Annotated in this window: 25 protein-coding genes and 1 pseudogene; 8 read left to right on the top strand and 18 right to left on the bottom strand. The window is 68.4% G+C overall.

Annotation, left to right across the window (positions count from 1 at the left end; translation table 11 throughout):
• Positions 1-47: 47 nt before the first annotated feature.
• Positions 48-314: a phosphotransferase gene (locus ACGFJ2_RS37310; protein WP_393477137.1), complete on the bottom strand. Its 267-nt coding sequence runs from the start codon at positions 312-314 to the stop codon at positions 48-50.
• 723 nt (positions 315-1,037) lie between these two features.
• Here ACGFJ2_RS37310 and ACGFJ2_RS37305 point away from each other — a divergent pair.
• From ACGFJ2_RS37305 to ACGFJ2_RS37295, 3 genes are all read left to right on the top strand, one after another.
• A complete protein-coding gene (locus ACGFJ2_RS37305; protein ID WP_393476576.1) occupies positions 1,038-3,653 on the top strand; it encodes a DNRLRE domain-containing protein in 2,616 nt (871 codons plus the stop codon).
• A 16-nt stretch (positions 3,654-3,669) separates the two neighbouring features.
• Positions 3,670-4,074 (top strand): hypothetical protein, encoded by a 405-nt coding sequence (locus ACGFJ2_RS37300; RefSeq protein ID WP_393476573.1) that lies wholly within the window; start codon positions 3,670-3,672, stop codon positions 4,072-4,074.
• A 120-nt stretch (positions 4,075-4,194) separates the two neighbouring features.
• Positions 4,195-4,803, top strand: a complete 609-nt coding sequence (locus ACGFJ2_RS37295) for a transposase family protein (protein WP_393476570.1) — start codon at positions 4,195-4,197, stop codon at positions 4,801-4,803.
• Here the strand turns inward: ACGFJ2_RS37295 and ACGFJ2_RS37290 are convergent.
• The 7 genes and pseudogenes from ACGFJ2_RS37290 to ACGFJ2_RS37260 form a co-directional block, all read right to left on the bottom strand.
• A pseudogene (locus ACGFJ2_RS37290) lies at positions 4,770-5,005 on the bottom strand (ISL3 family transposase); the annotation flags it as partial. The gene ACGFJ2_RS37295 and the pseudogene ACGFJ2_RS37290 overlap by 34 nt on opposite strands.
• Positions 5,006-5,181: 176 nt before the next feature.
• A complete protein-coding gene (locus ACGFJ2_RS37285; RefSeq protein ID WP_393476567.1) occupies positions 5,182-6,252 on the bottom strand; it encodes a DUF4192 domain-containing protein in 1,071 nt (356 codons plus the stop codon).
• A 151-nt stretch (positions 6,253-6,403) separates the two neighbouring features.
• Positions 6,404-7,159: an EI24 domain-containing protein gene (locus ACGFJ2_RS37280; protein ID WP_393476564.1), complete on the bottom strand. Its 756-nt coding sequence runs from the start codon at positions 7,157-7,159 to the stop codon at positions 6,404-6,406.
• Between the two features lie 10 nt (positions 7,160-7,169).
• Positions 7,170-7,751, bottom strand: a complete 582-nt coding sequence (locus tag ACGFJ2_RS37275; RefSeq protein ID WP_393476561.1) for a Maf family protein — start codon at positions 7,749-7,751, stop codon at positions 7,170-7,172.
• A gap of 16 nt (positions 7,752-7,767) precedes the next feature.
• On the bottom strand, positions 7,768-8,310 hold the full coding sequence (locus ACGFJ2_RS37270) for a DUF937 domain-containing protein (protein ID WP_393476558.1): 543 nt from the start codon (positions 8,308-8,310) through the stop codon (positions 7,768-7,770).
• 29 nt (positions 8,311-8,339) lie between these two features.
• Positions 8,340-10,301 carry an ATP-dependent zinc metalloprotease FtsH gene (ftsH, locus tag ACGFJ2_RS37265; RefSeq protein WP_358181408.1) on the bottom strand — a complete coding sequence of 654 codons (1,962 nt, stop codon included), beginning with the start codon at positions 10,299-10,301 and terminating at the stop codon, positions 8,340-8,342.
• A 34-nt stretch (positions 10,302-10,335) separates the two neighbouring features.
• On the bottom strand, positions 10,336-11,127 hold the full coding sequence (locus ACGFJ2_RS37260; protein ID WP_393476554.1) for a hypothetical protein: 792 nt from the start codon (positions 11,125-11,127) through the stop codon (positions 10,336-10,338).
• Positions 11,128-11,298: 171 nt separating this feature from the next.
• Between ACGFJ2_RS37260 and ACGFJ2_RS37255 the strand changes: the two genes are divergently transcribed.
• Positions 11,299-12,267, top strand: a complete 969-nt coding sequence (locus tag ACGFJ2_RS37255) for a DUF3616 domain-containing protein (protein ID WP_393476551.1) — start codon at positions 11,299-11,301, stop codon at positions 12,265-12,267.
• A 6-nt stretch (positions 12,268-12,273) separates the two neighbouring features.
• Here the strand turns inward: ACGFJ2_RS37255 and ACGFJ2_RS37250 are convergent, their stop codons facing one another.
• Positions 12,274-12,933 carry a peptidyl-tRNA hydrolase gene (locus ACGFJ2_RS37250; protein WP_358181399.1) on the bottom strand — a complete coding sequence of 220 codons (660 nt, stop codon included), beginning with the start codon at positions 12,931-12,933 and terminating at the stop codon, positions 12,274-12,276.
• On the bottom strand, positions 12,930-14,192 hold the full coding sequence (locus ACGFJ2_RS37245; protein ID WP_357940007.1) for an MFS transporter: 1,263 nt from the start codon (positions 14,190-14,192) through the stop codon (positions 12,930-12,932). The genes ACGFJ2_RS37250 and ACGFJ2_RS37245 overlap by 4 nt, the downstream gene beginning before the upstream one ends.
• Positions 14,193-14,263: 71 nt before the next feature.
• Here ACGFJ2_RS37245 and ACGFJ2_RS37240 point away from each other — a divergent pair, with 71 nt between their 5' ends.
• The gene (locus ACGFJ2_RS37240) at positions 14,264-15,211 is read left to right on the top strand and encodes a DJ-1/PfpI family protein (RefSeq protein WP_357940005.1); all 948 of its coding nucleotides are present in this window, start codon (positions 14,264-14,266) and stop codon (positions 15,209-15,211) included.
• Between the two features lie 286 nt (positions 15,212-15,497).
• Here the strand turns inward: ACGFJ2_RS37240 and ACGFJ2_RS37235 are convergent, their stop codons facing one another.
• The 3 genes from ACGFJ2_RS37235 to ACGFJ2_RS37225 are packed head-to-tail and all read right to left on the bottom strand — an operon-like array spanning position 15,498 to position 18,394.
• Positions 15,498-16,262, bottom strand: a complete 765-nt coding sequence (locus tag ACGFJ2_RS37235; protein WP_357940003.1) for a class II aldolase/adducin family protein — start codon at positions 16,260-16,262, stop codon at positions 15,498-15,500.
• A 27-nt stretch (positions 16,263-16,289) separates the two neighbouring features.
• Entirely contained in the window at positions 16,290-17,774 is a 1,485-nt protein-coding gene (locus ACGFJ2_RS37230) for an FAD-dependent monooxygenase (protein WP_393476547.1), read from the bottom strand.
• Complete coding sequence (locus tag ACGFJ2_RS37225) at positions 17,771-18,394, bottom strand: TetR/AcrR family transcriptional regulator (RefSeq protein WP_393476544.1); 624 nt, start codon at positions 18,392-18,394, stop codon at positions 17,771-17,773. Before ACGFJ2_RS37225 ends, ACGFJ2_RS37230 begins: the two co-directional genes overlap by 4 nt.
• A gap of 517 nt (positions 18,395-18,911) precedes the next feature.
• Here ACGFJ2_RS37225 and ACGFJ2_RS37220 point away from each other — a divergent pair.
• Positions 18,912-19,619 carry a hypothetical protein gene (locus tag ACGFJ2_RS37220; RefSeq protein ID WP_358181388.1) on the top strand — a complete coding sequence of 236 codons (708 nt, stop codon included), beginning with the start codon at positions 18,912-18,914 and terminating at the stop codon, positions 19,617-19,619.
• A 77-nt stretch (positions 19,620-19,696) separates the two neighbouring features.
• Here ACGFJ2_RS37220 and ACGFJ2_RS37215 read toward each other — a convergent pair whose 3' ends face one another.
• The 5 genes from ACGFJ2_RS37215 to ACGFJ2_RS37195 all read right to left on the bottom strand — a co-directional run bounded on the left by ACGFJ2_RS37215 (position 19,697) and on the right by ACGFJ2_RS37195 (position 23,150).
• Positions 19,697-20,143 carry a group II truncated hemoglobin gene (locus tag ACGFJ2_RS37215; RefSeq protein WP_357939995.1) on the bottom strand — a complete coding sequence of 149 codons (447 nt, stop codon included), beginning with the start codon at positions 20,141-20,143 and terminating at the stop codon, positions 19,697-19,699.
• 65 nt (positions 20,144-20,208) lie between these two features.
• Positions 20,209-20,733 carry a flavin reductase gene (locus tag ACGFJ2_RS37210; RefSeq protein WP_357939993.1) on the bottom strand — a complete coding sequence of 175 codons (525 nt, stop codon included), beginning with the start codon at positions 20,731-20,733 and terminating at the stop codon, positions 20,209-20,211.
• A gap of 103 nt (positions 20,734-20,836) precedes the next feature.
• Entirely contained in the window at positions 20,837-21,613 is a 777-nt protein-coding gene (locus ACGFJ2_RS37205; protein ID WP_393476539.1) for an SDR family NAD(P)-dependent oxidoreductase, read from the bottom strand.
• A 61-nt stretch (positions 21,614-21,674) separates the two neighbouring features.
• A complete protein-coding gene (locus tag ACGFJ2_RS37200; RefSeq protein ID WP_357939989.1) occupies positions 21,675-22,061 on the bottom strand; it encodes a hypothetical protein in 387 nt (128 codons plus the stop codon).
• A gap of 9 nt (positions 22,062-22,070) precedes the next feature.
• On the bottom strand, positions 22,071-23,150 hold the full coding sequence (locus ACGFJ2_RS37195) for an acyl-CoA dehydrogenase family protein (RefSeq protein WP_393476536.1): 1,080 nt from the start codon (positions 23,148-23,150) through the stop codon (positions 22,071-22,073).
• Positions 23,151-23,452: 302 nt separating this feature from the next.
• Between ACGFJ2_RS37195 and ACGFJ2_RS37190 the strand changes: the two genes are divergently transcribed.
• A complete protein-coding gene (locus ACGFJ2_RS37190) occupies positions 23,453-24,652 on the top strand; it encodes an NAD(P)/FAD-dependent oxidoreductase (RefSeq protein ID WP_393476533.1) in 1,200 nt (399 codons plus the stop codon).
• Between the two features lie 18 nt (positions 24,653-24,670).
• The gene (locus ACGFJ2_RS37185; RefSeq protein ID WP_393476530.1) at positions 24,671-25,624 is read left to right on the top strand and encodes a sigma-70 family RNA polymerase sigma factor; all 954 of its coding nucleotides are present in this window, start codon (positions 24,671-24,673) and stop codon (positions 25,622-25,624) included.
• The last annotated feature ends 41 nt before the right edge of the window (positions 25,625-25,665 follow it).

Genomic DNA, 25,665 nt, shown 5'->3' with positions numbered 1-25,665 from the left:
ACCCACCGGAAGCCCCTGAAGGGGATGCCTACACCGCTGCTGAGATCTCACTCGCGAGGTCCGAACGCGAAAGCCTCAAAGTCGAGCAGGATCACCCGCCCGTCCGTGCGGCGGAGCAGGTTGCCCTCGTTCGCATCTCCGTGGATGTGGCGAGCGGGGATTTGAGCTGAACTCGGGCGAACCCATGCCCGCGAGCGCCCGCCGTCCGCAGTGTCAGACGCGCCTTGCCGCCCCCTCCGGGCCCCACCGGCCTGTTCCAGGCGGGACTTGGCGAGCCGCCTCCTGACCGCAGGGAGCTCGCGACGGCGTCCGATGGAGTCGGTGGCCTCCGCAGGCGGATTGCCACATCCCTGCTGCGCAAGTCTATTCCTCTGGCGCGTGCCAACAGAGCGACGGCACGCTGATGGTACGGGGCGACAGCGCGTTCTATGCCGCCGAGGCGGTGGCCGCCTGCCACGAGCACGTTGCCCGTTTCGCCATCATCGCCATACTGGACCCCAAGCTCAAGGCGGCAATCACCGCGATGCCGCCCTGCTGGACGACCCTCGCCGATCACCGGCGTCGCTCTAGTGCCCACCCTGTCTCCGACCTGCTACCCATGAACAAGCCGCGACCCGAACACGGCGGCCGCCTCGAAACTAGGCCTTTGACCCGCAGGAGCGGCCCTGCTCGAGGATCGGACCGAGAACCGATCACGAGAAATCAAGCCGTAGAACCTGGCTCAGCCCCGGGGCGTTCAAAGAGAGACGCCGTGGACGTGCGCTGAAGGCGAACCCGTTCCTACGTCATTTTCCGCCCACATACAAGCACAGCGGCTATTCAACCTATATAAGAAATCGCGGATTTCCACAAGATTGCCTAGCCAATGATTCGCATGTAGCATGACGACGGCCTTTACAAGATCACGAATGGAGTGTGGATCGCCTATGCGCTTATCCGGGCGCCTTCTGTTACACACTGCAGTTTCGGGAGCACTCTTGGCGAGTTGTATCGCCGTGACCCCACCTCCTGCCTGGGCTCAGGCTTCTCCTTATCTCGTGGACGAAACACCGGATCGTCCAACTGAAATGCTCGGTGCCGCCACGGAATCGATGCGGGCCACGCGTCAACCGGACGGCCGCATGGTGGTCGAAACATGGTCCCAGCCAGTACGAGTCAAGCAGGCGAATGGAGCATGGTCCTGGATCGACCCGACGCTGGTCGAAAAAGATGGCGTACTCACGCCCAAAGTCACGAAGGCAAGTCTCGAGCTCTCCGCAGGAGGCAACGAGGTCCTCGCGCGGTTCAGCCCGACAAATGATCAGTCGATCGCACTGAACTGGCCCATGAGGCTGCCCCGTCCGACGGTCACTGGCAACCGCGCCACGTACGCAGACGCCGCGGGACCTGGCACGGATTTGGTAATCACCGCTCTGGCGACGGGGTTCCGCCAGGAAGTCGTCCTGCGCCAGCGGCCAACGGCCTCGTTCAAGCTCTCGATACCCGTTCAGACCACAGGTCTGCAATTGGGTTCGCAGAAGGATGGCCAGCTCTACCTCTTCGATCGGGTCGGGCAGAAGGTGGCTGTCGCATATAAAGCGGCCTTGAGAGAAGCACGGCCGGGCGAGCAAGCGGCGAGAACGGCGAAGAACTCTCGGGTGAAAGCGTCGGTGACCGAGCCCACTGCCGGCAAGCAAATTCTGGCCATCTCCCCGGACCCGGCTGTTCTGTCCGATCCGAAGACCGTCTACCCACTCACCATCACCTCGGGACTCGGGCTGTCGCTCGATCAGGACGTCGACGTCGCCGATGACGGGCAAGCTGCGGATCCGTCTCGCCCATGGCTGACAGCGGGCACCATTTTCGGCCTCAACAACCGTGCCTTCGCCAAATTCAATGTCACGGCGATCACATCGCAGAACATCGTGGACGCGAAAGTGTCCATGCTGAACACCGACGGTCCCGGTTGCAGCAGCGCCATCGGAGCCGGCATTCAGGTGCGAAGGGTCACCTCCTACTGGGACAAAGATGACCTAAACTGGGACAAAAAGCCGTCCTCCACCGATGAGGGAGCCCGGACCGTCGCCAGGGGATATGACTCGGTTTGTGGTCCCGGATCACTTGACTGGCCGATCACCGACATCGCCCGCGCATGGGCTGAGGGTGCTGCGAACCATGGTCTGGAGTTCCGGGCGGCCAACGAAGCGAGCGGCGACGACAACTGGCGGGAGTTCGCTTCCTCCGAACACCCCAGCGCCCAATCGCCGCCCAAGCTCACCGTCACCTACCAGGCAAGCGAAGGACCGACGGTCCTGTATCCCGCAGGTCCTGACGGTGTCGAGGTCTTCACCGCACCCGACAGTTGGGGCACCGACAGCCTCCCGATGGCGGAGGCGCAGGCGCATGCCGTGAACGACGCGCAGAAGAGAGTCAAGGCCAACCCCGACGCACTGGCTCCGCCAATCGTAGACCTGGCCACCGGACGGGTCGTAATCCCCGCCGCCACGTCGGCCGGCCAGCAAATAGGCGCCCAAGCCTTGTCCGGAACCGCGTTCCTCAGCTACGGAGGCTCTGACTCCGCCTTCCCGGGTGAGGGCGGAGGTTATCAGGACGACGCGGAGGACGGCGTCGACCTCCCCGGCGAAACGCAAAACTACACTTTCACGCCCCAGGTCCCCATGGCGGCCAACAGCGCTGCGCGTCTGACGGCCATTGTCGAAGAAGTACTCCGACTGGACGTCGCGCAACTCCCCGACAGCGACAAGATCTTCTCTGCGCGCCGATGGCCGCAACGCAACATGGTGCTGTTGCAGGCGACGGCCGTGTCTCCCGCGATGCGCCTGGCTCTTGCCCAGCGTTATGGCGTGAACTCCGTCGCGATCTGGCTCCGTCCGAATGCCAGCCTTCCGGACAAGCAGGCGAACAACCGTCAGGACGACAGCGACACTTGGGTCAACGGCGGCAGCAAGTACGTAGGCATCGAGAACGGCACATGCACTACCGGATTCGCCTGGGGCACCGCGAGCGAGAACCTCGTGCTCTCCGCAGGGCACTGCAATCCAGAGGACAGTGCTCACAAGGTCATCCCGAACATCGGACAGGTCGTGAGCAGCACCTTCAGGACCGGTGTCGGAACTGTGCGACCTCCTGGATACACCTGGGCACTCGGCGACATATCGGTGATCAAGGTAGCGTCCCCGCGCCTGCACACCGCGTCGATCTTCGGCGGGGACAAGAACTCGAGCTCCGTCCGCCCGGTGCTGGGACGCTATGCCCGTGGACCGGTGCCGGGAGACCGCTACTGTACCGGTGGCATCACGACCGGCGAGATCTGCGGCTGGGTCGTGGACGCCGCGTACGACACGGACAACTTCAAGACAACGAACGAAAAGGGCCAGCTCGAAGTAGCTAAGTTGACCATCAAAGGCTCGAAGACGGGCAATTGTACCAGTGGAGGAGATTCGGGCGGGCCCGTTTACACAATCCGCAATCTCAAAGTCAATGGAAAATGGAAAGGTTACGCCTACGCCCGAGGAATCCACTTCGGCGGCATAAAGGGCAAAACCACAGGAAACTTCCTGAGCCCCTGCAATGAATGGTTCACCGAAATCAACGACATCCAGCTGAACATCGGCAGCGACATCAAAAAGCGTAAGTTCCCCACCCTCTTCTAGAAGAAGACCTCCCAACGTGTCTCACAAGATATCCTCCGAAAGAAACCTGCTGATCCTCGCATCGCTGGCGCTACTGGCGCTAACTGGATGCGGCGGCCAGGAGAAGTGGTACCAGATTTCCTCGATCAAGGTGTCCGCCGACCAGCAAAGCATCGTGGCCGAGCTCCTATTCAGCGACAAGCGCGAGGATGGCACTTTTTGTGAGAAGGTCGTGGACACGGAGGTCACCGAGTCCGCTTCCCATGTGGTCGTCGGCGTCCGGGTGGAAAACCCCTGTGAGTCTGTCCTGCCTTGGGAGGAGAGACCCACGAAAGACATCGGGTACGCCTACCCCGTGCAGTTGCGTCTTACGCGGCCGCTCGCCCAACGGACGGTCCGCGACAAGTCCAACGATATGAAGATCCCGGTGACCAATAACTGAACCTGGATCCACGTGTCAACGGCCAAGTGCGCGTGGCTCTGGCGTAAAGTTTGTGCCGCGATCACGGACAGCGGCGTGGCTCTCGCTTGGCATTGATCGCGATAGGATAACGGGCCGCACATGAGTACGGGCCGCTCCGTGATGATCGGGTTCGACCAAGAACTTGATCGTCAACGGAGCGGCCGCGGAGTTCATTGTGCAGCATGCCGGGTCCCCGGCAGGGCCAAGCTTGCCTGCAGATTTTCTTCCCCACCTGACCGAGCCGGTCGTCGAGGAACGATTGATCGCGGCGGTTATGTGCTGATCAAAGCACGCACCCGTGGCACACCCATCAGCTGCCCGGGATGCGGGCAGCCCTCGACCCGGCTACACGGCCACTACCGGCGGTTGCTCCAGGACCTACCCGCCGGCGGGCGCCAGGTCCTGATCGATCTCACCGTACGGCGACTGAAATGCGGGAACCTGGCGTGCAAAATCCGGACGTTCGCCGAGCCCATCAATGGCTTGGCCGACAGGCACGCACGAAACACCCGGCTTCTGCAGCACATGCTAGAACGGCTGGCGTTGGCGCTGATCGGCCGGGCCGCTTCCCGGCTGCTGAGCATGCTCGGCGTCATTGTGTCCCCCGACACCATGATCCGGCTGATACGAGCCCTGCCCGACCCTGAGTTCGCACAGGTCACCGTGCTGGGAGTGGATGCCTGGGCGAAACGGCGCTTGAAAGCGTAATCATCGACACCCACCACGCGCGGGACCCTCCGCGGTGGAGCGGCAGCCGCATGAGCAATCGCAGTGCCGTGGACCTGGACACCGCCACAGCCAGGAACGCCGAGAGCCGAGCACCCGCCCGACCGGGCAGCTCTTTGACCACCGCGCCCAGTTGGCCGGTGAGCCTGCTTGTCCGACGCTGGTAGCGCTCGAGCGGCCCGGGGAACGCCACAGACGCACCGTTGTAAGTTCTACAGTCCCCAAATCAGGGCTGGTCAGTAGCCGGACCAGGATGGTTGGCCTGGCCAGGGTCTGGGCCGGTCGGTGGCTGGGCTGACCGCGGGTGGTCGGGGCAGGTGGGGGCGGTTGAGCTCGGAGCTGGGGTTGAGGTGGGTTGGCTTAGGCGGCCGTTTCATGGTCCTCGTCCAGGTTGTTGATCAGGGGGATTAGCCAACCCGCATTGACGGGCCCCATTGCGGTGTCCAGCTCGGAGGGGGCCGGGAGGCGGTCGAGCAGGGTGGCCGGGGACAGGAGTTGTTGCAGGGCGTGCATGAGCAGGTTGGCCATCGAGTAGCTCGGGTCGGTGGTCAGGGCGCGTTCGAGAGCGATGGTGGCCAGGACGCTGTCGCCCGTGCGCCAGGAGGCCATCGCCAGCAGGGACGCGGCCGGTGGGGTGAAGCGTGGTTCCAGGCGGCGGGTGAGGTCTTTCCAGAGGGCGGCGTGGGAGTCGCCGGCGAGGGTCCAGGCTTCGTCGCGGATTCTGATCACCGCCAGGTCGAGGCCCAGTCTGGCCGCTTCGGCGTCGTCCAGGCGGCCACCGGCGGCGTGGGTGGCCAGGGCGGCGCGGACTCTTACCAGGCCCCGGGTGACGAACTGCTGGGCGAACGCGTTCGCGTCCGTCGCCTCCATCAGCCGGGTGCGGAACTCCGCGACGGCCTCCGTCGTGGCGCGGCGCATCGACACCCGGACAGGGCCGGTGAGCGGGGCGATGGTGCGCTCCAGGCTCTGGCGGTCGGGCAGGGCCACCAGGCCGTGCACGGTGGCCTCGGCGGCGATCTGGCTGGTCGAGGTGTCGTACGGAGTGCCTTCGGGAGGGCAGCACTGGGGCACGTCGCACACGTACGACCAGTAGCGGCCGCCCTCGGCTCGCAGGGCCTCGTCCACGCCGACACCCGCTCGGGCGGCCAGTCGGCGGGCCTCGTCCACGGCCGGGGTGACCCGGTCTCCAGGGCCGTAGCCGATCAGGATGATGTGGGTGATGGCCTCACGATGGAACAGCGCCGACAAAGGCTCCAGCGTGCCCGGCGGAAACGGTAGTGGCCAGCGGGTCGCCAGCTTGGCCTGTCCCCGGGTGAGGCCGAGCACGATGAGGCTGTCGACGGGGTGGAACCCCACGAGGTAGGGCACCGCGGCGAGGACGTCGGTGGGGCTGGTCAGGGTCAGGCAGGGCTCGGAGGCATTGGTCGTCATGAGGCATGAGGGTGCCTGGACGGAGGGGGTCGCCGATGCGCCGAACCGCGTTCTGGGGATAAGGGGAGCCAGATGAGGGCGGGTGTCGTGGACGAGCGCGGAAGCCAGGGAGCGAAAGGTCAGGCGGGCGGGCGGGAGGGAGGGAGGGAGGTCAGGCGGGCGGGAGGCCAGGGGCGGGAGCTGGGGCCAGGCGGTTGCGGACGAACAGGGCCGCCCCCGCCACCCCCGCCGGCATCGCCACGACCGCCACAAAAGGCACCAGGAACAGCAAGAACACCACCACCCCGAACCCCAAGGCCCCCGCCTTGTTCCCCCGCAGCAGGGCGAACCGCTCCTTACGCCCCATCCCCCGCCGTTCCAGCGCCAGCGTCGTCAGCTCCACCGTCAGGAAGAACCCGGAGACCATGGCCCCCAGCACCGGCACCACCGTCTGCCCGACCACCGGCACGAAGCCCAGGAAGAACAGCGGCACGGTGAACAGCAGCACATAGCCCAGCGTCACCAGGCTGTCCCTGATGGACCGGGGCAAGGTGCGCCACCACGGCTGCTCCTCCGCCCCCGGCAGCGGATCCACCGTGGCGGACAGCTTCTCGTAGAACGGCTCCCCGACCGCCAGCGTGAGCGCCGTGAAAGTGAGCACCGCCAGCGCCAGCCCGCCGAGGACCAGCGCGATCCCGATCAGCGTACGGAAGAGGTCCCGCCACCCCCACGTGTCGGCGAACGGCGTAAGAAATTCCGCCATATCCGACGCGTTCGTGCCGAGGAAGATCAACGCCACCACGTACACGACAAAGGCCAGCAGCGCCGGGATCAACCCGAACAGCCACCACCGGCCATGCTTGGCGACCCAGCCCACACCCTGAAAGAAGAAGCCGACGCCCGCCAAGAAGTCGCGTACTGATCGCATGCCCGGCACGCTAGCGCCAGAAGGCCGTCACCGCGTAGCCCAGTTCGCCGAAAAGGTTGCGGAGCAGCGGAAGCGAGATGCCGAGCACGTTGCCGTGGTCGCCCTCGATGCCCTCGACGAACCAGCCGCCCCGCCCCTCGATGCTGAACGCCCCGGCCAGGCCCAGCGGCTCGCCCGTGTCAGCGTAGGCGGCTATCTCCTCGTCGGACGGCCGGCCGAAGTGGATCACGGTGGTGGACACCTCGGCCACCTGCCGGCCGGCGGGTACGTCGATGACGCAGTGGCCGGTCACCAGGCGTCCGGTCCGGCCGCGCATGATCCGCCACCGCTCGACGACCTCCTCGGCCGTGGCCGGCTTGCCGTAGGGCCTGCCGTCGAGCTCCAGGATCGAGTCGCAGCCGATGACCAGGCCCTCGTCGAGCCCGCTCGCGACCGCCGACGCCTTGGCCTTGGCGAGCTCAAGAGCGAGCGCGGCGGGCGAGTAGGCGGAGTATGCCTCCTCGTCGACGCCGCTGACGATCACCTTGGGGTCGAGTCCGGCGCTGCGGAGCAGGGCCAGCCGGGCAGGGGACGCTGAAGCCAGGATGATCACCGCACCAGCTTACCGTTCAGCGGTCGAAGTTCGGCTGGCCGGGTACGTCCATGGAGTCCCCGTCGAAGATCGCGCCGAGCAGCTCGGCCAGCTCAGCGGGGAGGGTGGCGCTCTCCTGGTTCAGGGCGTCGGCGACGGCGGCGGCCTCCATCCGCCCGCGAGTCGCCCGCCCGGCCAGCAACGACATGATCATGGGCGCGATCAGCGGCAGCAACCTCATGATCGTGCGGCCGTCGACCCCCACCAGCCGTGACAAGCCGTCGGCCGCCTGCTCGGTGCCCTGCCCGCCGAGTACGTGCCCCAGGATGCTCTGCCCGTCACGCGACAGCGACGCCACGTCGCCGTTGAACGGGTCGGCGTCCACATGGTCGTCGAGGGCGGCGCGCAGCGCCTCCGCGCCTTCAGGGTGCGCGGCGTTGCGCGCCAGGCCGCCGATGATGGTGCCGGACACCGTCGTGAGCACGATGCGGGCCGTTACGGTGTCCGTACCGAGCAGCCCGGCGACCTCCTCCAGCCCGGCATCGCCGAGCTCTGCGAGAAGCTCGTCGTTGAGTGTCACATCGGAGACCTGCCCGGCGCGGCCTCAATTTACGTTACGGGCTTGCCCAAGTCCCCGGAAAGCCCGGCCGCGGCGTAGGCGCTCGCCTCGTCCAGCGTCTCGTGCTCCAGCAGGGCCGCGACAATGGCGTCGAGCTTGTCGCGGTTCTCGCTGAGGACGCGCAGCGCGCGCTCGTAGCACTCGTCCACGATCCGCCGCGCCTCCTCGTCGACGGTGGCGAGCATGGCGGGCGAGGCCTGCGGCGGCTGACCGTCGCTGGGCAGGATGGTCAGCGGCCCGACCTTCTCCGACATGCCCCAGCGCCCGACCATGCCGCGGGCGATCATGGTGACCTGCTCCAGGTCGTTCTCGGCGCCGGTGGTGATCACGCCGAACACCACCTGCTCGGCCGCCATCCCGCCGAGCGCGCCGGTGATGCGCCCACGGAGATACTGCTCGTCGTAGGCGTAACGATCGGTGTCGGGCGTCGACAGCGTGACGCCGAGCGCCCGCCCGCGCGGGATGATCGAGATCTTCCTGACCGGGTCGGCGCCCGGCTGCAGCATGCCGAGCAGCGCGTGGCCGGCCTCGTGGAAGGCGGTCCTGGTGCGCTCCTCCTCCGGCATCACGATGCTGCGCGCCGCGCCGAGCTGCAGCTTCTCCAGCGCGTCGGCGAAGTCGGCGATGCCGACCTTCTCCTTGCCGCGCTTGGCGGCCAGGAGCGCGCCCTCGTTGACGAGGTTCGCCAGGTCGGCGCCGGTCATGCCGGGCGTGGTCTTGGCGATCTGGTCGAGGCTGACCTCGCCGTCGAGCGGCACGCTCCTGCTGTGCACGGCCAGGATCGCGGTACGGCCGGCGGCGTCGGGCAACCCCACCTGGACCGTACGGTCGAACCGGCCCGGCCGCAGCAGGGCCGGGTCGAGGATCTCCGGCCGGTTCGTGGCCCCGATGACGATGACGCCCTCGACGCCGGAGAAGCCGTCCATCTCGGTGAGGATCTGGTTGAGCGTCTGCTCGCGCTCGTCGTGCCCGCCGATGCCGCCGGCGCCGCCCCTGGCCCGGCCGATGGCGTCGATCTCGTCGATGAACACGATCGAGGGGGCGACCTTGCGCGCCTCCTCGAACAGGTCGCGTACCCGCGACGCGCCCACACCGACGATCATCTCGATGAACTCCGACGCGCTGGCCGAGAAGAACGGCACGTTCGCCTCACCGGCCACGGCACGGGCCAGCAGCGTCTTGCCGGTGCCGGGAGGACCGGCGAGCAGCACGCCCTTGGGCAGCTTGGCGCCGAGCCTGCGGTATTTGTCGGGATCCTTCAGGTAGTCGACGACCTCGACGAGCTCGTTCTCGACTTCGTCGATGCCCGCCACGTCCGCGAACGTGGCCCGCATCTGACCCGCTTCGACCGGCTTGGCCGCCTTGGACCGGCCGAGGCCGCTCAGCCCGCCGCCGCCCATCATGCTGGCGCCGCGGCGCATGACCCAGATCCAGAGCCCGGCCAGCAGCAGGACGGGGAGCAGAGAGAGCAGCAGGTTGACGAAGAAGCCGCGCCCGCTGTTGATCGGGTCGGCCTTGATATCGACCCCGTTGCTCTCCAGCTGCTGGTAGAGCTGGTCGTTGTTGGCGAAGGCGGGGATCTCCGTCTTGAACTTCGTGTACGACTTGTTGCCGCTGTCGGGATCCTTGGCCGCGGCCCGCAGATCGCCCTCGACCGACAGGCCCGTGGCGTAGATGTCCTTGACGTTCTTCGAGGTCACCTGCTTGGTGAACTCGGTGTAGGACACCGTCTCGACCGAGCCGCTGTCGAAGAAGGACGAGACCAGGAAGAACGCCGCGTACACGACGAGCAACGTGACGACGAAGCGCCACCAGTTGATCTTCGGGCGACCACCGCCGGACGAGCCGGGCAGCCCTTCCGCCCGCCAGGGCGGCTTGGGCTTGTCTCTGTCAGGCGCCTGCGGCTGTCCCGAGCGATTGTCAGGCGCCTTCGGCTGACCTGGGCGTTCCACGGCGTCACTCCCCCATATCGCCGTACATGATCTTCTAGCCTAGAACACGCACCCCGGAAACCACGCGCGTGATGTCACGCCACCTGGTCCGCTGCGACTCCGGCACTGTCACGAACGCCAGCCCCGGCTTGGCCATTCCCCCGTCGAGCACGACCACGGCCGCTCGCGAGACGTGCTTGCCGTACCTGACCTGGTAGGCGAGCAGCCAGCCGCGCTTGATCGGCTGGGAGACCAGCCAGCGGATCCGGGCGCCCTTGGGGTGGTGGTTGAGCGTCCAGCGGGCGGCGAGCAGCGCGGTGTCACGCGCCGACTTCTGCTCCTCGATCGGGAGCGGGCAGGTGACGAGCATGCCCCGCTGGTTCGAGCCGCGCTTGAGCGGGAGCACCTGCTTGCTGGTGAACGGCGCCGCACGATGCGCCTTCCACGGCTTGCCGAGCCTGGGCACGACCAGGCCGGTCCGCCGGTCCTTGATCGCTGCCTTGCCGGGCTTGGTCATCTTCAGCCGCGCGACCTTCTTCGGCAGCTTGGGGACCCGGGGGTCGGCGTACAGGGCCTCCATGGCGGTGTATCCGGGCGCGATGGTCGAGCCGGGAGTCGGTGTGGCGCGGGGAGCGGCCGCCGCGGCGGAGTCCACCGGCGAGGGAGACACCGACGGCTCGGACGACACTGTGGCAAGGGGCGGCGCGGACGAGGTCGGCACGGTCGATGGCGCGGCAACCGGCCGTGCGGCGACCTCGTCCGGCCGCGACGGGAGCAGCATGACCAGCGTGACAGTGACGACCGCCACCGCGGTCACGACTGCGAGCCCCCGGTATACATCCCGCATCCGAAGATCGCCGATGCGGGATCGCCTGGGTGAAGAAACAGGGGTTCCCGGCCTGGCAGCAGTTCTCACACGGGAACCTTCGGTCCCATCATCCCCATCGAGCACGATCGGGAGCGTACGACAAATCCCGCCATTCCGCTTATGAAGCGGCCGAAGTGTCATCATGGCTTCGTGGAACAGGTGGAGCTCCGATTCGACCCGGCCTCGCAAGCCTCCCAAACGCACACGAACCTCTCCGCGTTACGGCACGACGGCAGCGGCCTGTGGCTGGCCGGGGACGAGACCGCCACCATCGAGCATCTGGCCTGGACCGGCGTGAACTACACGGGTCAGCGCACCTTCCGGCTGGCCGACTACGTACGACTGCCCGCGGGCCCCGAGGACGAGGCGGACATCGAGGGCCTGGCCAGGGCCGACGGCCACCTGTGGGCCGTCGGCTCGCACAGTCTCAAGCGCCGCCGGATCAAGTCGGCCAAGGACCCGGCCAAGGCCGTCAAGCGGCTGGCGACCGTGGTCCGCGAGGAGAACCGCTTCATCCTGGTACGCCTGCCGCTCGATCCCGCCACCAACGCCCCGCTGCCGGGCGCGATCCTGTCGGGCCGGGACAACATCGCCGCCCATCTGGAGGACGACCCGCACCTCGCGCCGTTCCTCGCGCTGCCCGGCAAGGACAACGGCCTCGACATCGAGGGCATCGCGGTGCTGGACGAGCGGGTCTACCTGGGACTCCGTGGCCCGGTGCTACGCGGCTGGGCGGTGGTCCTGGAGATCAGGCCCGTCGAGAGCCATCCGGGCAGGCTGCGGCTGCGCGAGCCGTACCGCAAGCACTTCCTGGACCTGGGCGGGCTGGGCGTGCGGGACCTGTGCCCGTACGGCCGTGACGTGCTGCTGCTGGCCGGGCCGAGCATGAGCCTCGACGGGCCGGTGCGCGTGCTGCGCTGGCGGGTCCATCGAGCGGGCGAGGTGGTCGCGGCGGACGAGCTGGAGACGGTCGCCGAGCTGCCGTACGGCATCGGCTGCGACCATCCCGAAGGGATGGCCGTGCTGGCGGACGGCAGACTGATGATCGTCTACGACAGCCCGTCGCCCGCCCGGATCACCCCGGCGGGCGGCGTCCTGGCCGACGTGATCGAGATCTAACATCTGTCATGACCGGGCCACCCGCCCATAGAGCCACGGCGCGTCGGCGACGAACGTACATGAACCCGGCTCGATCTCGGTGAACCCGGCGTCCCGCACCACGGGCAGCCCCGCGGCCACCTTCGCCTGGAAGTCGCCCGCCGCCGCGGTGCGCACCGTCACGGCCAGCCCGGCCGCCCGCCACGCGGCGCGCTCGGCCTCGTCGCTGGCCCACCAGGCGAGCTGGGCGGCGTGCCCGGCCTGGGCCATGGCCTTGCCCGCCGACATGGCGAGCCCGGGGTTGGCCCACAGGATCGGCGGCTCGGCGGGCGCGAGGTCGCCGGTGTCGGTCAGCTCGGTGCCGGACACCTGCAACCGGGCGAGGTCTCTGGGCCAGTCGTCGAGCGGCACGGGCGGGTGCACACGCACCTCGGCCGTACGGTGCTCGACAGTACGGCCCGGCAGCGCCAGCGCCCGGCGCCACTCGGCGCCCCTGGCCCGGCGCACGACCTTGCGGATCTTGCCGGTGGACTGCCAGGCGTGCAGCTCCGCACCCCACTCGCCGGGGTCGTCGAGCAGGCTCAGCACGGCCATCGCGGCCGCCTCCAAAGCGTCGGTACGCTCCGGCGGCGTCGCTCTCTCGATCCTGACCACCAGCGGCAGGACCATCAACTCTGCGTCACTCATCGCCCTTTAGCATGCCCGATGGCCAGGGACATGCCGGCGGCCAGGAGGCAGAGGGCGCCCGAGACGTACCAGGCCAGGTCGTAAGCGCCCAGGTGGTCGCGGGTGAGCCCGGCGCCCACGGCGGCGAACGCGGCGCCGATCTGGTGCGAGCCGAACACCCAGCCGAACACGACCGCGCCGTCCGCTCCGTAGATCCGCCGGCACAGCGCGACGGTCGGCGGCACGGTCGCCACCCAGTCGAGCCCGTAGAACACGATGAAGATCAGCATGCTGGGCTGGGTCGTGGCCGCGAACAGCCCCGGCAGCACCATCAGCGACAGCCCGCGCAGCCCGTAGTAGACGCCGAGCAGGATCTTCGGATCCACCTTGTCGCTGAGCCAGCCGGAGGCGACCGTACCCGCGATGTCGAAGATCCCGATGACCGCGAGCAGCCCCGCCGCGACCGGTTCGGCCATGCCGTGGTCGTGCGCGGCGGGGATGAAGTGGGTGCCGACCAGGCCGTTCGTGCTGGCGCCGCAGATGGCGAAGCCGCCCGCCAGGAACCAGAACGCCCGGGTCCGCGCCGCCGACCTGAGGACCGTGAGCGCCCGCACGGCCGCGTTCCGCTGGACGGGCAGGGTACGGACCGTGCCGGGCTCCGCCCCCAGCGCCGTGGTGCCCACGTCCTCCGGATGGTCGCGCAGCAGCCACCACACGAACGGCACCACCGCCAGCGCGGCCCCCGCCACGGTCAGCGAGGCCACCCGCCACCCCGGCCCCTCGGCCAGCTGGGCGAGCACCGGCAGGAAGATCAACTGACCGGTGGCGCCGGCCGCGGTGAGCAGGCCGGTGACGAGGCCACGGTGCTTGACGAACCACCGGTCGGTCACCGTCGCCACGAACACCAGCGCCATGGACCCCGTGCCCAGCCCGACGAACACGCCCCAGAACAGCAGCAGCTGCCAGCTCGCCGTCATCAGCACCGTGAGCCCGCTACCGGTGGCCACCAGCAGCAGCGCGAGGGACACCACCCGCCGCATCCCGAACCGGTCCATCAGTGCGGCCGCGAACGGCGCGGTCAGGCCGTAGAGCACCAGGTTGACCGACACCGCGAGCGAGATCGTGCCCTTGGTCCAGCCGAACTCCGCCTGGAGCGGCGTGATCAGCACGCCGGGAGTGGCACGGAACCCGGCCGCGCCGAGAATGGCCACGAACGCGACGGCCGCGACGAACCAGGCCCGATGCAACCGCCTGGTCCGGGTGGTGGTGCTTATGGTCATCCGCTAATCCTGATTTATCCACCCTTATGGCCGCGAGTGGCCGGATAGCCAATATGTGAAAGAATTCGGCCATGGCGCATCGTGTCGCGGTCCTCGTTCTCGACCACTTCGCCCCTCTCGACCTGGGCGTTCCCGGCCAGGTCTTCTGGTCGGCGGAGTCAGCGGCCGGCGAGAAGCTCTACGAGGTCGTCACCTGCTCCCCCGGCCGCCGGCCCGTGCGCTGCTCGGCCGGATACAGCGTCCTGCCCGACCACGACCTGGACGTCCTGGCCACGGCCGACACGGTCCTGGTCCCCGGCATCCACGCGGGCCGCACGATGAAGGACGGCACGATCCAGCCCTACCTGCGCGACGCCCTGCACGGCCACAAGCGGATCATGTCGATCTGTACGGGCGCGTTCATTCTGGCCGCCGCAGGCCTGCTGGACGGCCGCCCCGCCACCACGCACTGGCGCGAGGCCGCCCACTTCGCCGCGCTGTTCCCCAAGGTCGACCTGGATCCCTCGGTGCTGTTCATCGACGACGGCGACGTACTCACCTCGGCGGGCGTGGCGGCCGGACTGGACCTCTGCCTCCACGTGATCAGGCGCGACTACGGCACCGAGGTGGCCAACAGGGCGGCCCGCCGCTGCGTCATGCCTCCTTGGCGGGACGGCGGCCAGGCCCAGTACATCGACCGCCCCTTCCCCGACCCGACGGGCACCAGCACCGCCCCGACCCGCACGTGGATGCTCTCCCACCTGGACAAACCACTCGACCTGGACGCCCTGGCCGGGCACGCGAAGATGAGCGTCCGCACCTTCACCAGACGCTTCCGCGAGGAAACCGGCCTGAGCCCGTCACGCTGGCTGACCAAACAACGAGTCGACCACGCCAGACACCTCTTGGAGACGACGGACGCGGGAGTGGAGGAGGTGGCCCGCCGAGCGGGCTTCACCACCACGGTCTCCCTCCGCCAACACCTCCACGCCGCAGTCGGCGTCGCCCCACTGACCTATCGCCACACTTTCCGCCGCTAGGGCGCGCTCTGGGTCCCCTCCTTGGGCCCCAGTCACCACGGACCATCTCCTTCCGCTCCCCCGGAGGGGGTCTCCCAAGGACCCCAGCCCCCACGGACCGTCGCAGGGACCGAGACGGCTGCCCGCTACGGAAGCCACGGTCAACTGAGCGCACGTATCGGCGCCCGGCCCCGTGCGGGCTCAGCGGGCGTTTTCCTGGAGGCCCTCAGCCACGGGCGGCGGGTGGCGGTGAGTGCGGCTTGCCGTAACGGATGGAAGGGGTTTGTCCGGACCGCAACAAAGCGGGTCACTCGAATAGATCTGGTTGCTCGCGGGTGATCTGGTCGTGGAGGGGCTGGTAGTTGATCCAGCCGACCAAATCGTTGCCGATCTGCCGGTGGGTCAGGGCCGCGTTGTCCGGTTCGATGGGCACCACCTGCCCGGCCGCCTGCGCGACGAGCTGCACCTGCGCCGAGCGTTCCATCGTGATGAACCACCACGCCGCCGCGTCCACGGTGTCGCCCACCGTCAGCAACCCGTGGTTACGCAGCACGACGGCCTTGTTGCCGCCCAGTGCGGCGGCGATGCGCTTGCCCTCCTCCAGGTCCGTCACCACGCCCGTGTAGTCGTCGAAGAGCGAGACGTCCTCATAGAAGGCGCAGGCGTCCTGCGTGATCGGCTCGATGACCCGGCCGAGCGCCGACAGCGCGCGTCCGTAGACCGAGTGGCTGTGCGCGGCCGCCACCACGCCGGGCCGCGCCTGGTGCACCTGCGAATGGATGGCGAAGGCCGCCTCGTTGACGGGGTAGCGACCCTCGACCACCTTGCCCTCGTGGTTGACAAGGATCAGGTCGCTCACGCGCACGTGCTTGAACGACATGCCGAACGGGTTGACCCAGAAGTGGTCGGTCAGCTCGGGGTCGCGGGCGGTGATGTGTCCCGCGACGCCCTCCTCGAAGCCCAGCTTGCCGAAGATGCGCAGCGCGGCGGCGAGCCGCTCCTTGCGATGGCGCCGTTCCTCCTCGACCGTCTCGAACGTCGGCGGCAGGCGAAAGATCAGGTTCTCCGGCATGAGCCCTCCTCAGAGTCCGGGATCAGGTTAACCGAACCAGGTTCTGACAGCCTCGTCCAGCGAGTCGTCCGGGGTGCCCGCCCAGGCCACGTACCCGTCCGGGCGGATCAGCAGCGCGTCGGCGGGCGGCGCCGCGCACGTGGCCGTGACCACGTCGATCCGGCCGTCCCACACCTCCTTCCGAACGCTTCCCACGAGGTCGAGCAGCAGCGGCCGCCCCTCCCGCATGAGCGTGGTGAGAGGCACCGGCTCCAACTCCAGGTCGGGTACGAAGTGGCCGGTCAGCGGATGTGCCGGGGCGGCCATGGGATAGGTGACATCCGCGCCCGACATGAGGGCAGATATCCGGCCGCGTGCGCTCTTGTCGTGGAGCAGTTCGCCGAACACCTCGCGCAGCGCCGTCACCTCCGGCCCCGGCGACATGAGCGCGAGCTGGGCCTTGCTGTGCATGGTGACCCGCTCGGCGGCCAGCCGTCGCTCCCGGTCGTAGCTGTCGAGCAGACCGGGCGGCGCCGTGCCGCGTACCGTGGCCGCCAGCTTCCAGCCGAGGTTGGCCGCGTCCTGGAGACCCAGGTTCAGCCCCGGCGCCCCGACCGCGGAGTGCACGTGGGCGGCGTCCCCGGCCAGCAGCACCCGGCCCGCCCGGAAGCGGTCGGCCATCCGGGTGTTGCGCCCGCTGAGGCGGCGCAGCAGGTGCGGCCCCGGACCGGGCGGGGTGGCCAGCGCGATGTCGACGCCCAGCACTCTGGACAGGCTCTCGCGCAGCTCGCCGAGCGTCATCTCGACATCCTCGCCGGGATCGTCGCTGTCCCACTCGACACAGCTGATCGTCAGGACCTCGGGGCTCACGGGCAGCAGGGCGTACGCGCCGCGCTCGGTGCGGTGCCAGGCGTAGAGGGCGGTCGTGCCCACGCCGGGCAGTTCCAGCTCGGCCCGGTCCATCCGGATCGTCGCCTCAGGTAGGACGACGTGGGCGGCCCGCGAGATGACGGAGAAGGCGTTCACACCGGGGAAGCCGATGCCGGCCTGCTTCCTGACCGTGCTGTGGGCGCCGTCGCAGCCGACCAGGTAGCGGGTGCGCAGCTGCTCGCCGCCGTCCAGTTCGAGCGTCACGCCCGACTCGTCCTGGGTGAACGAGGTCAGCTCCCGCCCCCGCCTGATCTCCACACCCAGCTCGCGGGCCCGATCCTCGAACAGCTCCTCCAGGCGGGCCTGCTTGATGCCCATGGCGTACAGCGTGTTGCCCTCGATCTCGGTTAGGTCGAGCGGCAGCGCGCCGAACAGGAACATCGGGATCGGTCGCGGCGGCTCGGCTACATCCAGGAAGCGCCGGTAGAGGCCGCGCTGGTCGAGCAGCCTGACGACCTGCCCGACGATGCCGTTGGCCTTGGGCGCCTGGCTCCGCTCCGGCAGGCGTTCCAGCACGATCGGCCGGACTCCGGCCAGGGCCAGCTCACTGGCCAGCATCAGCCCGTTGGGACCACCACCGGCGATGACGACGTCCGCGGTCATTGGGGCTCTCCTTGTGCCGTTGGGTCGGGTAGTCCGGTGGCGAGCTGGCGCATCGCCTCTTCGATCAGAGGAAGGAGCGGCACCGCGGGCTCGACGAGCAGCCAATGGCGGACGGCGGTCTGCGTGGCCGTGATCACCGCCGTGGCGACCAGTTGCGGGTAGAGGTCGCGTTCGTGGTCGGTGCCCGTGCGCTCGGCGACGGCCGCGGCCAGCTCGGCGTCGGCGGAGAAGAGCACCCGCAGCGACTCCCCCTCCATGGCGGGCGCGCTGGTCAGCAGCCGCAGGGCGGCCCGCATCTCAGGGCTGGGCGCCCGCGTGGTCTGCTCCGCGTTCTCCCACGGCGCCAGCATGGCCCGCGTCACCGCCTCCCACAGCGGCTCACCCGGCGGCCTGTCGCGCAGCACCCGCACCGAGTGCCTGGTCCGGTCGACGTGGCGGGCGGCCAGCGCCTCCCACTTGCTGGAGAAGTAGTTGTTGAACGTCCGCGGCGACACCCCCGCCGCCTCGGCGATGTCCTCGACCCGCACGTTGTCCAGCCCGCGCTCCATGGCGAGCTGGAGCGCGGCGGTCATCAGGGCGTCGCGGGTCGCCTGCTTCTTTCGTTCGCGTAGCCCGGTCATGTCCCCAGACTACAGAAATTTGCGCGCTCGGCAAATTTTCGCATCCCGCAGCTTTTCGCCGCCCCTCCGGCACAGCGGGGAGCCCGCCGATCAACGCCCCAAGCCCCTGAGCCAAGGCGCCATCTTCCGCCACAAAGGATTCGGGAAAGGGCATTCCCGAACACCAACGTGAATAAATCTCACCGCCACCGTCCATGTCGCACTCGGCACTCCCGGCATTCCCAAGGACATAACCACCCACCAACCTCGTCCTTTGGCAAACGCGAAGAGAACACGCAATACTCTTGCGATCTTCAGCTAGGATCAGGTGGCGGTTCATTAAACCGCCCCGAGTTACGCTTTATAAGCACATGGGCGAACTATGCACACATTGCCTTGATGTCCATTTTGTTCGCATGTGCAGGCGATCAAGCAGAAGAATGAGACAGGCGCGCTAACCAGCTCGGCCGCTTCGGAGTTGGCGCCTGGGGGCCCGAACAGCCAGTCAGTACCACTACGAAGATCGAAAGGCAGCCTAGTGGCCATCACCCCCCGATGCCTTGGGACACCAAGGAAAGAGAATCTCGGGCCGACAAAGCTCCACCGCGAGCAGCTGACGCAGCTCGCCAAGATATTCGAGCAGACCGGCGTCTATTTCAGCATCTGGACCGACAGCAACTACGTCGTGTACGAGTCCGACTCGTCGGCGGACATCGCCGACCTCGGCTCGAAGATGACCCCGACGCTGAAGATGGTGCGGATGGTCCGGCGCGACCCCGTGAACAGCGACAAGATCATGGAGTTGACGCTCTCCTCGGGTACGGCTCTACTGCTCCGCTACCGAGTGGACGAGACGGCGAACGACGCGGCCAGGATCAGGGAGATCTGCAACGAGAAGAAGCGGACCTGGGCGCAGTTCGCCCATATCCCTGGCCTGGCCGTCGGCACCCTCGCGGCCATCGTCGGCGCGGCCATCGCCGGCCGCTTCCTCGGCTCGTTCTCGGCCCCGGTGTGGTGGAGCCTGCTCCCGGTCACGATGGTCCCGCTGGTCCTCGGTCTGGGCTTCAAGTACCTGTGGAAACGGCTCGGCGCCGGCCTGACTCAGGCGGTCATCGTCAACGTTCCGGAAGGCTCGCAGGGCGGGCTGCTGTCACGGAAGCGCGATGACCTGATCGTCGCGGTGACCATGTTCGCGCTCAGTACGACCACCAACGTGCTGTTCACCCTGCTGTTGCAGCACAAGTAGGGCTCCCGGCACTTCCCGCCCGGGCGAGGGCCCTGGGCGGGAAGTGCCGGGAGCTCCGATTGACGTGGCGGTGGAAACTAGCTCGGCTCGGACCATCCCCACTGCGGCACCTCTCGGAGCGGGTGGAGTTGGTCGTCGGTTTCGGCATGGGAGTTCTGCATCGCCACCTTCGATCCGAACTCCACATGCGACCGCAGCGCCTCCCGGAAAGGCGCGTCTTCCGGGAGTCCGGCCTGATCGGCGGCCGCCATGTACAGCTCGACGAACCGCTGCCGCTGCGCCTCGCTGATCCCCAGCCCACGGTGCGCGTCGATCAGCCTGGAAAATCCACCCATTTCCCTGGAGAATGTGTCGGGGCCGCCGAAGGTCTCGGCCGTGAAAGCCGTCAGATGTGTCACGTGATGGGGAAGTCCTTCGCCGAACAATGGCTGGAGCAGCGGGTCGGACAAGACGCTTCCATAGAAGATGTCGATGAACCTGTGGAGCCCTTCTTGGCCGCCTGCGTGCTCAAAGAGAGTTTCCATGATTACATCATTACACCATCAATCGCCCAAGCGCTAGGTAGCTCCCGAGGCCGCGGCGCGATCCCTCAGCAGGCCATCGGCGAGCCGGAGTCCAGGCGATGGAAGCTCCGGTTGAAGTAGACGAGACTCGGGCCGCCCCTCCGGGTACGTACCTGCTCGATCTCCACGAACAGCACGCTGTGCGACCCCATCGGCTTGCAGTCCTTCACCACACCGATGACGGCCACTAACGCGTCCTTGAGCACCGGCACGCGCTGGCCGCGATCCCAGACGTTCCAGGTGAACCGTTCGGCCATGGAGACCTCCGTCGCTCCGGCGAAGTGCAGCGCCAAGTCCTGCTGGTCACCGCCCAGAACGTTGACGCAGACCCGGCCGTTGGCCCAGAACACGTCGTGCATGGCGCTGCTGCGGTTGAGGCAGACCAGGATGGTCGGCGGGTCGTCGGTCACCGAGCAGACCGCGCTGACCGTGATGCCGCAACGGCCGTTCGGACCGTCGGTCGTCATGATGTTGACGGCCGCGGGCAGATGCGCCATCGCCTCCCGGAAGTCGGCCTGCGAGGGGGTCTGATCGGGTTCTCTGACGGTCACGGCTTTGCTCCTCTCCGCCTTCGTCTTCCGTCTTCGGGTGAGTCAGCGCATGGGGTGAGTCAGCGCATGTACAGGCCCGCTGGTGGCATCCCATTCGGATGAGTCAGCGCATGTACAGGCCGCCGTTGGCGTCCCAGCACGCGCCGGTGACCGTGTCCGCCCGCTCGGAGGCCAGCAGCGCCACCATGTCGGCGATGAACTCGGGGCGGCCGAGCCGGCCGACCGGGATCATCGCCTCGATCCCCGCGAGCTTGTCAGGCGCGACGCTCTCGCGGACCACGGGCAGGTCGAGGATGCCCGGTGAGACGGCGTTCACCGTCACACCGCGCGGGGCCAGCTCACGGGCGAACACCTTGGTGAGCGTGGCCACGCCGCCCTTGGCCGCCGCGTAGTGCGCGCCGGTCGCGGTGCCGCCGTTCTGCCCGGCGAGTGAGGCGATGTTGACGATGCGTCCGTGGCCACGCTCGGCGAAGTAGGCGCCGAGGACCTGGCAGCCGAGAAACGTCCCGTCGAGGTTGGCGGCGATCACCGAGGAGAAGCTGTCCGGCTCGATGTCCATGAGCGGCTCGACCTTGGAGAATCCGGCGTTGTTGACCAGGACGTGGATCGCGCCCCACCGCTCGACGAGAGCGTCACGCGCCCGTACGAAGGCATTCTTGTCGCGCACGTCCAACCCGAGCCCGATCGCCGACCCTCCGTCCGGGGCGGGCGTGGCCGCCGACTCTCCGTCCGAGGCGAGCGAGGCCGCGACCTTGGCCGCCGCGCGCTGGTCGAGGTCGGTCACCGCCACGCGGTATCCGGCGCCGTGCAGACGGGCCGCGATGCACGCGCCCAAGCCGCGCGCCGCTCCCGTCACCAGCGCCACACGAGGAGAGCTCACAGCAGCCGTCCCAACGCCGTCACGCTGTCCTGACCGCCGATGAAGCGGCCGATCGTCCCGGTCATCGCGCGTCCCCCTCGACAGCGTCGGAGGGGACGGGCAGCGGGCGGCCCATGCGCGCCTCGATCTTCATGTACCGCCAGAGGCCGTGCTCGCCGACCTGCACCGTGCGGAACAGGTTGCAGGCCGCGGCGACCGTCGCCTGCTCGGGCACGTCGGCCAAAATGTAGGAGGTCCAGGGCCAGGAGGCGGACGGACCGACCATGTGCCGATCGTCGTCGAAGGTGCCGAGAACGGTCACACCAGGCAGCTCCGACAATTGCCTCAGCATGCTGACGAAGCCATCCCAGACCGGGCCGGCCTGTCCGGTCGGCAGGTCGAAGAAGTTCTGGTTGACGCCGATGCAGAAGAGCACCCGCAGGCGTTCCGGGGTGGTGGGCTGGGCCATGAGGATTCCTTAGAGATAGCCGGGAAAGGGCGGTACGCCCATGAGGACCGCGCCGGCGCCGTCGTACATGCCTTCCTGGAGGAAGGCGTGTTGTGGGACCACCGAGGCGTCGCGCAGGTAGCGCTGCATCGGGCTGCCGTCGGCGATGGCCGGGATGCCGCTCAGTTGATAGGCCGTACGCACGACCTCGAAGGAGGTTCTTGCCAGGTGGGCGGAGGCCAGGCGCAGCAGGCTGGCCTGGTTCGCGGTCGCCGGGTCGCCGGCCAGAACCGTTTCGTACACCTCGTGGGTGATCTCGTAGAAGAAGGCGCGTGCGGATCGCAGGTCGGCCTCCGCCCTGCCGACCGAGATGCGGTAGGTGGCGCGATCGGCCGGCTTCGGGGCGCCTGTGTAGCCGCCGCGGCCGCCGTTGCGGATGACGTGGTCGAGGGCGGCGCGGGCGACGCCGAGGCCGACGACCGCGAGCACCTGGGAGGCGTACGGGACGGTCGGGTAGCGGTACAACGGCTCGTCCACGGTCGGCTGGCCCCCGCGCACGAACGTCCATTCAGGAGGGACGACGACGCCGTCCACCTTGAGGTCATGGCTGCCGGTGCCGCGCAGTCCGATGACGTCCCAGTTGTCGACGATCTCCACCTGTCCGGGGCGCAGCAGGGCGGTCAGGGGACGGCCGGCCTGCTGCTCGCCCGCGGTGATGCCCACGCCGAGGATGTCGGCGCCCATGCAGCCGCTGGCGAACTTCCAGCGGCCCGAGACCTGATATCCGCCCTCGACGATGGCGGCGGGCTGCACCGGGAACAGGCCGCCCGCGAAGACGACGTCCGGCCCGTCGGCGTACAACTCGGCCTGCGTCTCCAGCGGCAGCGCGGCCAGGTAGACCAGCGCGGACCCGAAGCTGGCGACCCACCCCGCCGAGCCGTCGATCATCGAGATCCGCTCGATACGGGCCAGGAAGTCGGCCGGCGGCAGCGCGTCGCCGCCGAAGCGCCTGGGGGTGCTCGCCCGATAGATTCCCGCGCGCTTGAACTCGGCGATGATGTCGCCAGGAACGTGGCGTTTCTCATCGAATTCCGCCCGCCGTTCGGCCACTTTAACCAGGACCTCTTCAAAGGCGATTTCTTTCGCCGAAGGTGGACCGGCAGAGGCCGGGGAATCCAACGTCCGCGCCATGGTGATTTCTCCCTCGCATTACCGGCCAGCAGGGCCTTCCGCAGTGATCTCACGCTATGCGCGCCGAGATCGGCCGACAATTGGGAATTGGTTGGACGCCCTAGGGGATTTCCTTAGTCCACGCGCGGGGCGCGGGAGTGACCCACATCACCATCAAGTCCTGTCAGGAATCGCGGCGTTGCCTCGCTCAAGGGGCAGAAGCGAACCGATAGGAGCAGCACATGAAGCACCGCGTCGTCGTCCTCGGCGCCGGCTATGCCGGGGTCTACGTGGCCGGGAACCTGGCCCGCCGGTTGTCCCCGGTGGACACCGAGATCATCGTGGTCAACGCTGTGCCGGACTTCGTCGAGCGGCTGCGGCTGCACCAGTTGGCGGCCGGTCAGGAGATCGAGACTCAACAGCTCGCCGACGTCTTCGCGGGGACGGGGATACGGCTGCGCGTGGCCCGTGTCACCGCTGTCGACTCCGAGGGCCAGGTCGTCACTGTGGCCGACGCCGACGGCGGCGGCGAGCTCGGCTACGACACGCTTGTCTACGCGCTCGGCAGCCACGTCGCCGACAGCGGCGTTCCCGGCGTGGCCGAGCATGCCTTCAATGTCGCCGGCCGGCCCTCGGCGCTGCGCCTGCGCGAGCGCCTGGACGGCCTGGGCAGGCGGGGTGAAGGCGGGAGTGTGCTGGTCGTCGGCGACGGGTTGACCGGCATCGAGACCGCCGCCGAGATCGCCGAATCCCGGCCTGGCCTGTCGGTGGCGCTGGTCGCCCGCGGCGAGCTGGGCGCCCGGCTCTCCGCCGGAGCCCGCAGCCACCTGCGCCGTTCTTTCGACCGGCTGGGCGTCACCGTCCTGGAGCACACCAGCGTCGAAGCCGTCGAAGCGACGCGGGTGTTGTGCGCCGACGGCACCGCCCTGGCGTCCGACGCGACCGTGTGGACGGCCGGGTTCGCGGTCAACCCCATCGCCGCCGCCGGCGGGCTGGAGGTCACCGAGAACGGTCAGATCATCGTCGATCGCACCATGCGGTCGGTCTCGCACCCGAACGTCTACGCCGCCGGCGACAGCGCCTACGCCATCGGCGACAACGGCCGGCCGCTGCCGATGTCCTGCGCTTCGGCCGGTTTCACCAGCATGCAGGCGCTCGCCGCGATCCTCGCACAGCTGACCGGCCGCGAGATCCCCCGCACCAAGCTGGTCTACCTGGGCAACCACATCAGCCTCGGGCGCCGGGACGGGATCCTGCAGGCGGTCGACGACGAAGGGGTGGCGAAGCCGAAGTACGTGGGCGGCCGGAAGGCCGCGCGGATCAAAGCGGGCATCCTCAAGGTCTCGCTGTGGGCCAACTCGCACCCGACCTTCGGCCTGCCCAAGCGCAAGCGCCGCCTGGCCACCGCACCAGATGCGTCCGCCGAGAAGGCGTTCGCGTAGCCGCCTAGGGTGGTCCGCGTGGACAGCACCGCCACTGATCGCTTCGACACCGATCGGTTCGAGGCCAACCGGAACCGGCTGGCCTCGCTGGCGTACCGGCTGCTGGGCTCCGCCGCCGACGCCGAAGACGCTGTGCAGGACGCGTTCCTGCATTGGCAGGCCGCCGACCGGCAACGGATCAAGGTGCCGGAAGCATGGCTGACCAAGGTCGTCACCAACCTGTGCCTCGACCGGCTCCGCTCGGCACAAGCCCGCCGCGAACGCGCCGTCGGCGCCTGGCTGCCCGAACCGCTCCTCGACGGCGACCCGATGCTCGGCCCGGCCGACACTTTCGAGCAGCGCGAATCGGTCTCCCTGGCCGTACTGACGCTCATGGAGCGCCTGTCACCCCTCGAGCGGGCCGTCTACCTCCTGCGCGAAGCGTTCTCCTACAGCCACGCCGAGCTCGCCGAGATCCTCGACATCACCGAATCCGCAAGCCAGCAGCACCTTCACCGGGCCCGGCACCGAGTCACCGCCGCGCGCCGCCGCGGCGGTGAAGTCGACCCGGCGTCCGCCCGCAGGATCGTCGAGGAGTTCCTCGCCGCTGCCTCCGTGGGCCGCACCGAACGGCTGGTGGCACTGCTCACCGACGACGCGACCGCGATCTCTGACGGTGCCGGCCTGGCCGAGACGCTTCTGCGGTACGACGCTCCGCAGCGCATCGCCGCCGTCGTACGGGCCGGCTTCAAACCCACGCCCGCGAAACGGCGACTCGCCGGCGGCACGCCCGCCATCCACTACGCGCTCGTCAACAGCGCCCCCGCCATCCTCTTCGTGGTCGGCGACCAGGTCGTCGGCGCCGTGTCGTTCGACATCACCAACGGCAAGATCGCAACCGTGCGCGGCATCGCCGCCCCCAGCCGTCTCGCCCGCCTCGCCGAAGCCTGGCGGCGGCACGAACCGGACACGCCGCTAATCACCCAGTGGTGACCCGACACCGACCGCGGCCCGGCGCGGCACCCGCGCCGGGA

It is taken from the genome of Nonomuraea sp. NPDC049028 (assembly GCF_043197735.1).
Taxonomy (GTDB): Bacteria; Actinomycetota; Actinomycetes; order Streptosporangiales; family Streptosporangiaceae; genus Nonomuraea.
Note: the sequence above shows the minus strand (reverse complement) of the source record. Positions and strands in the feature narration are given on the sequence as shown.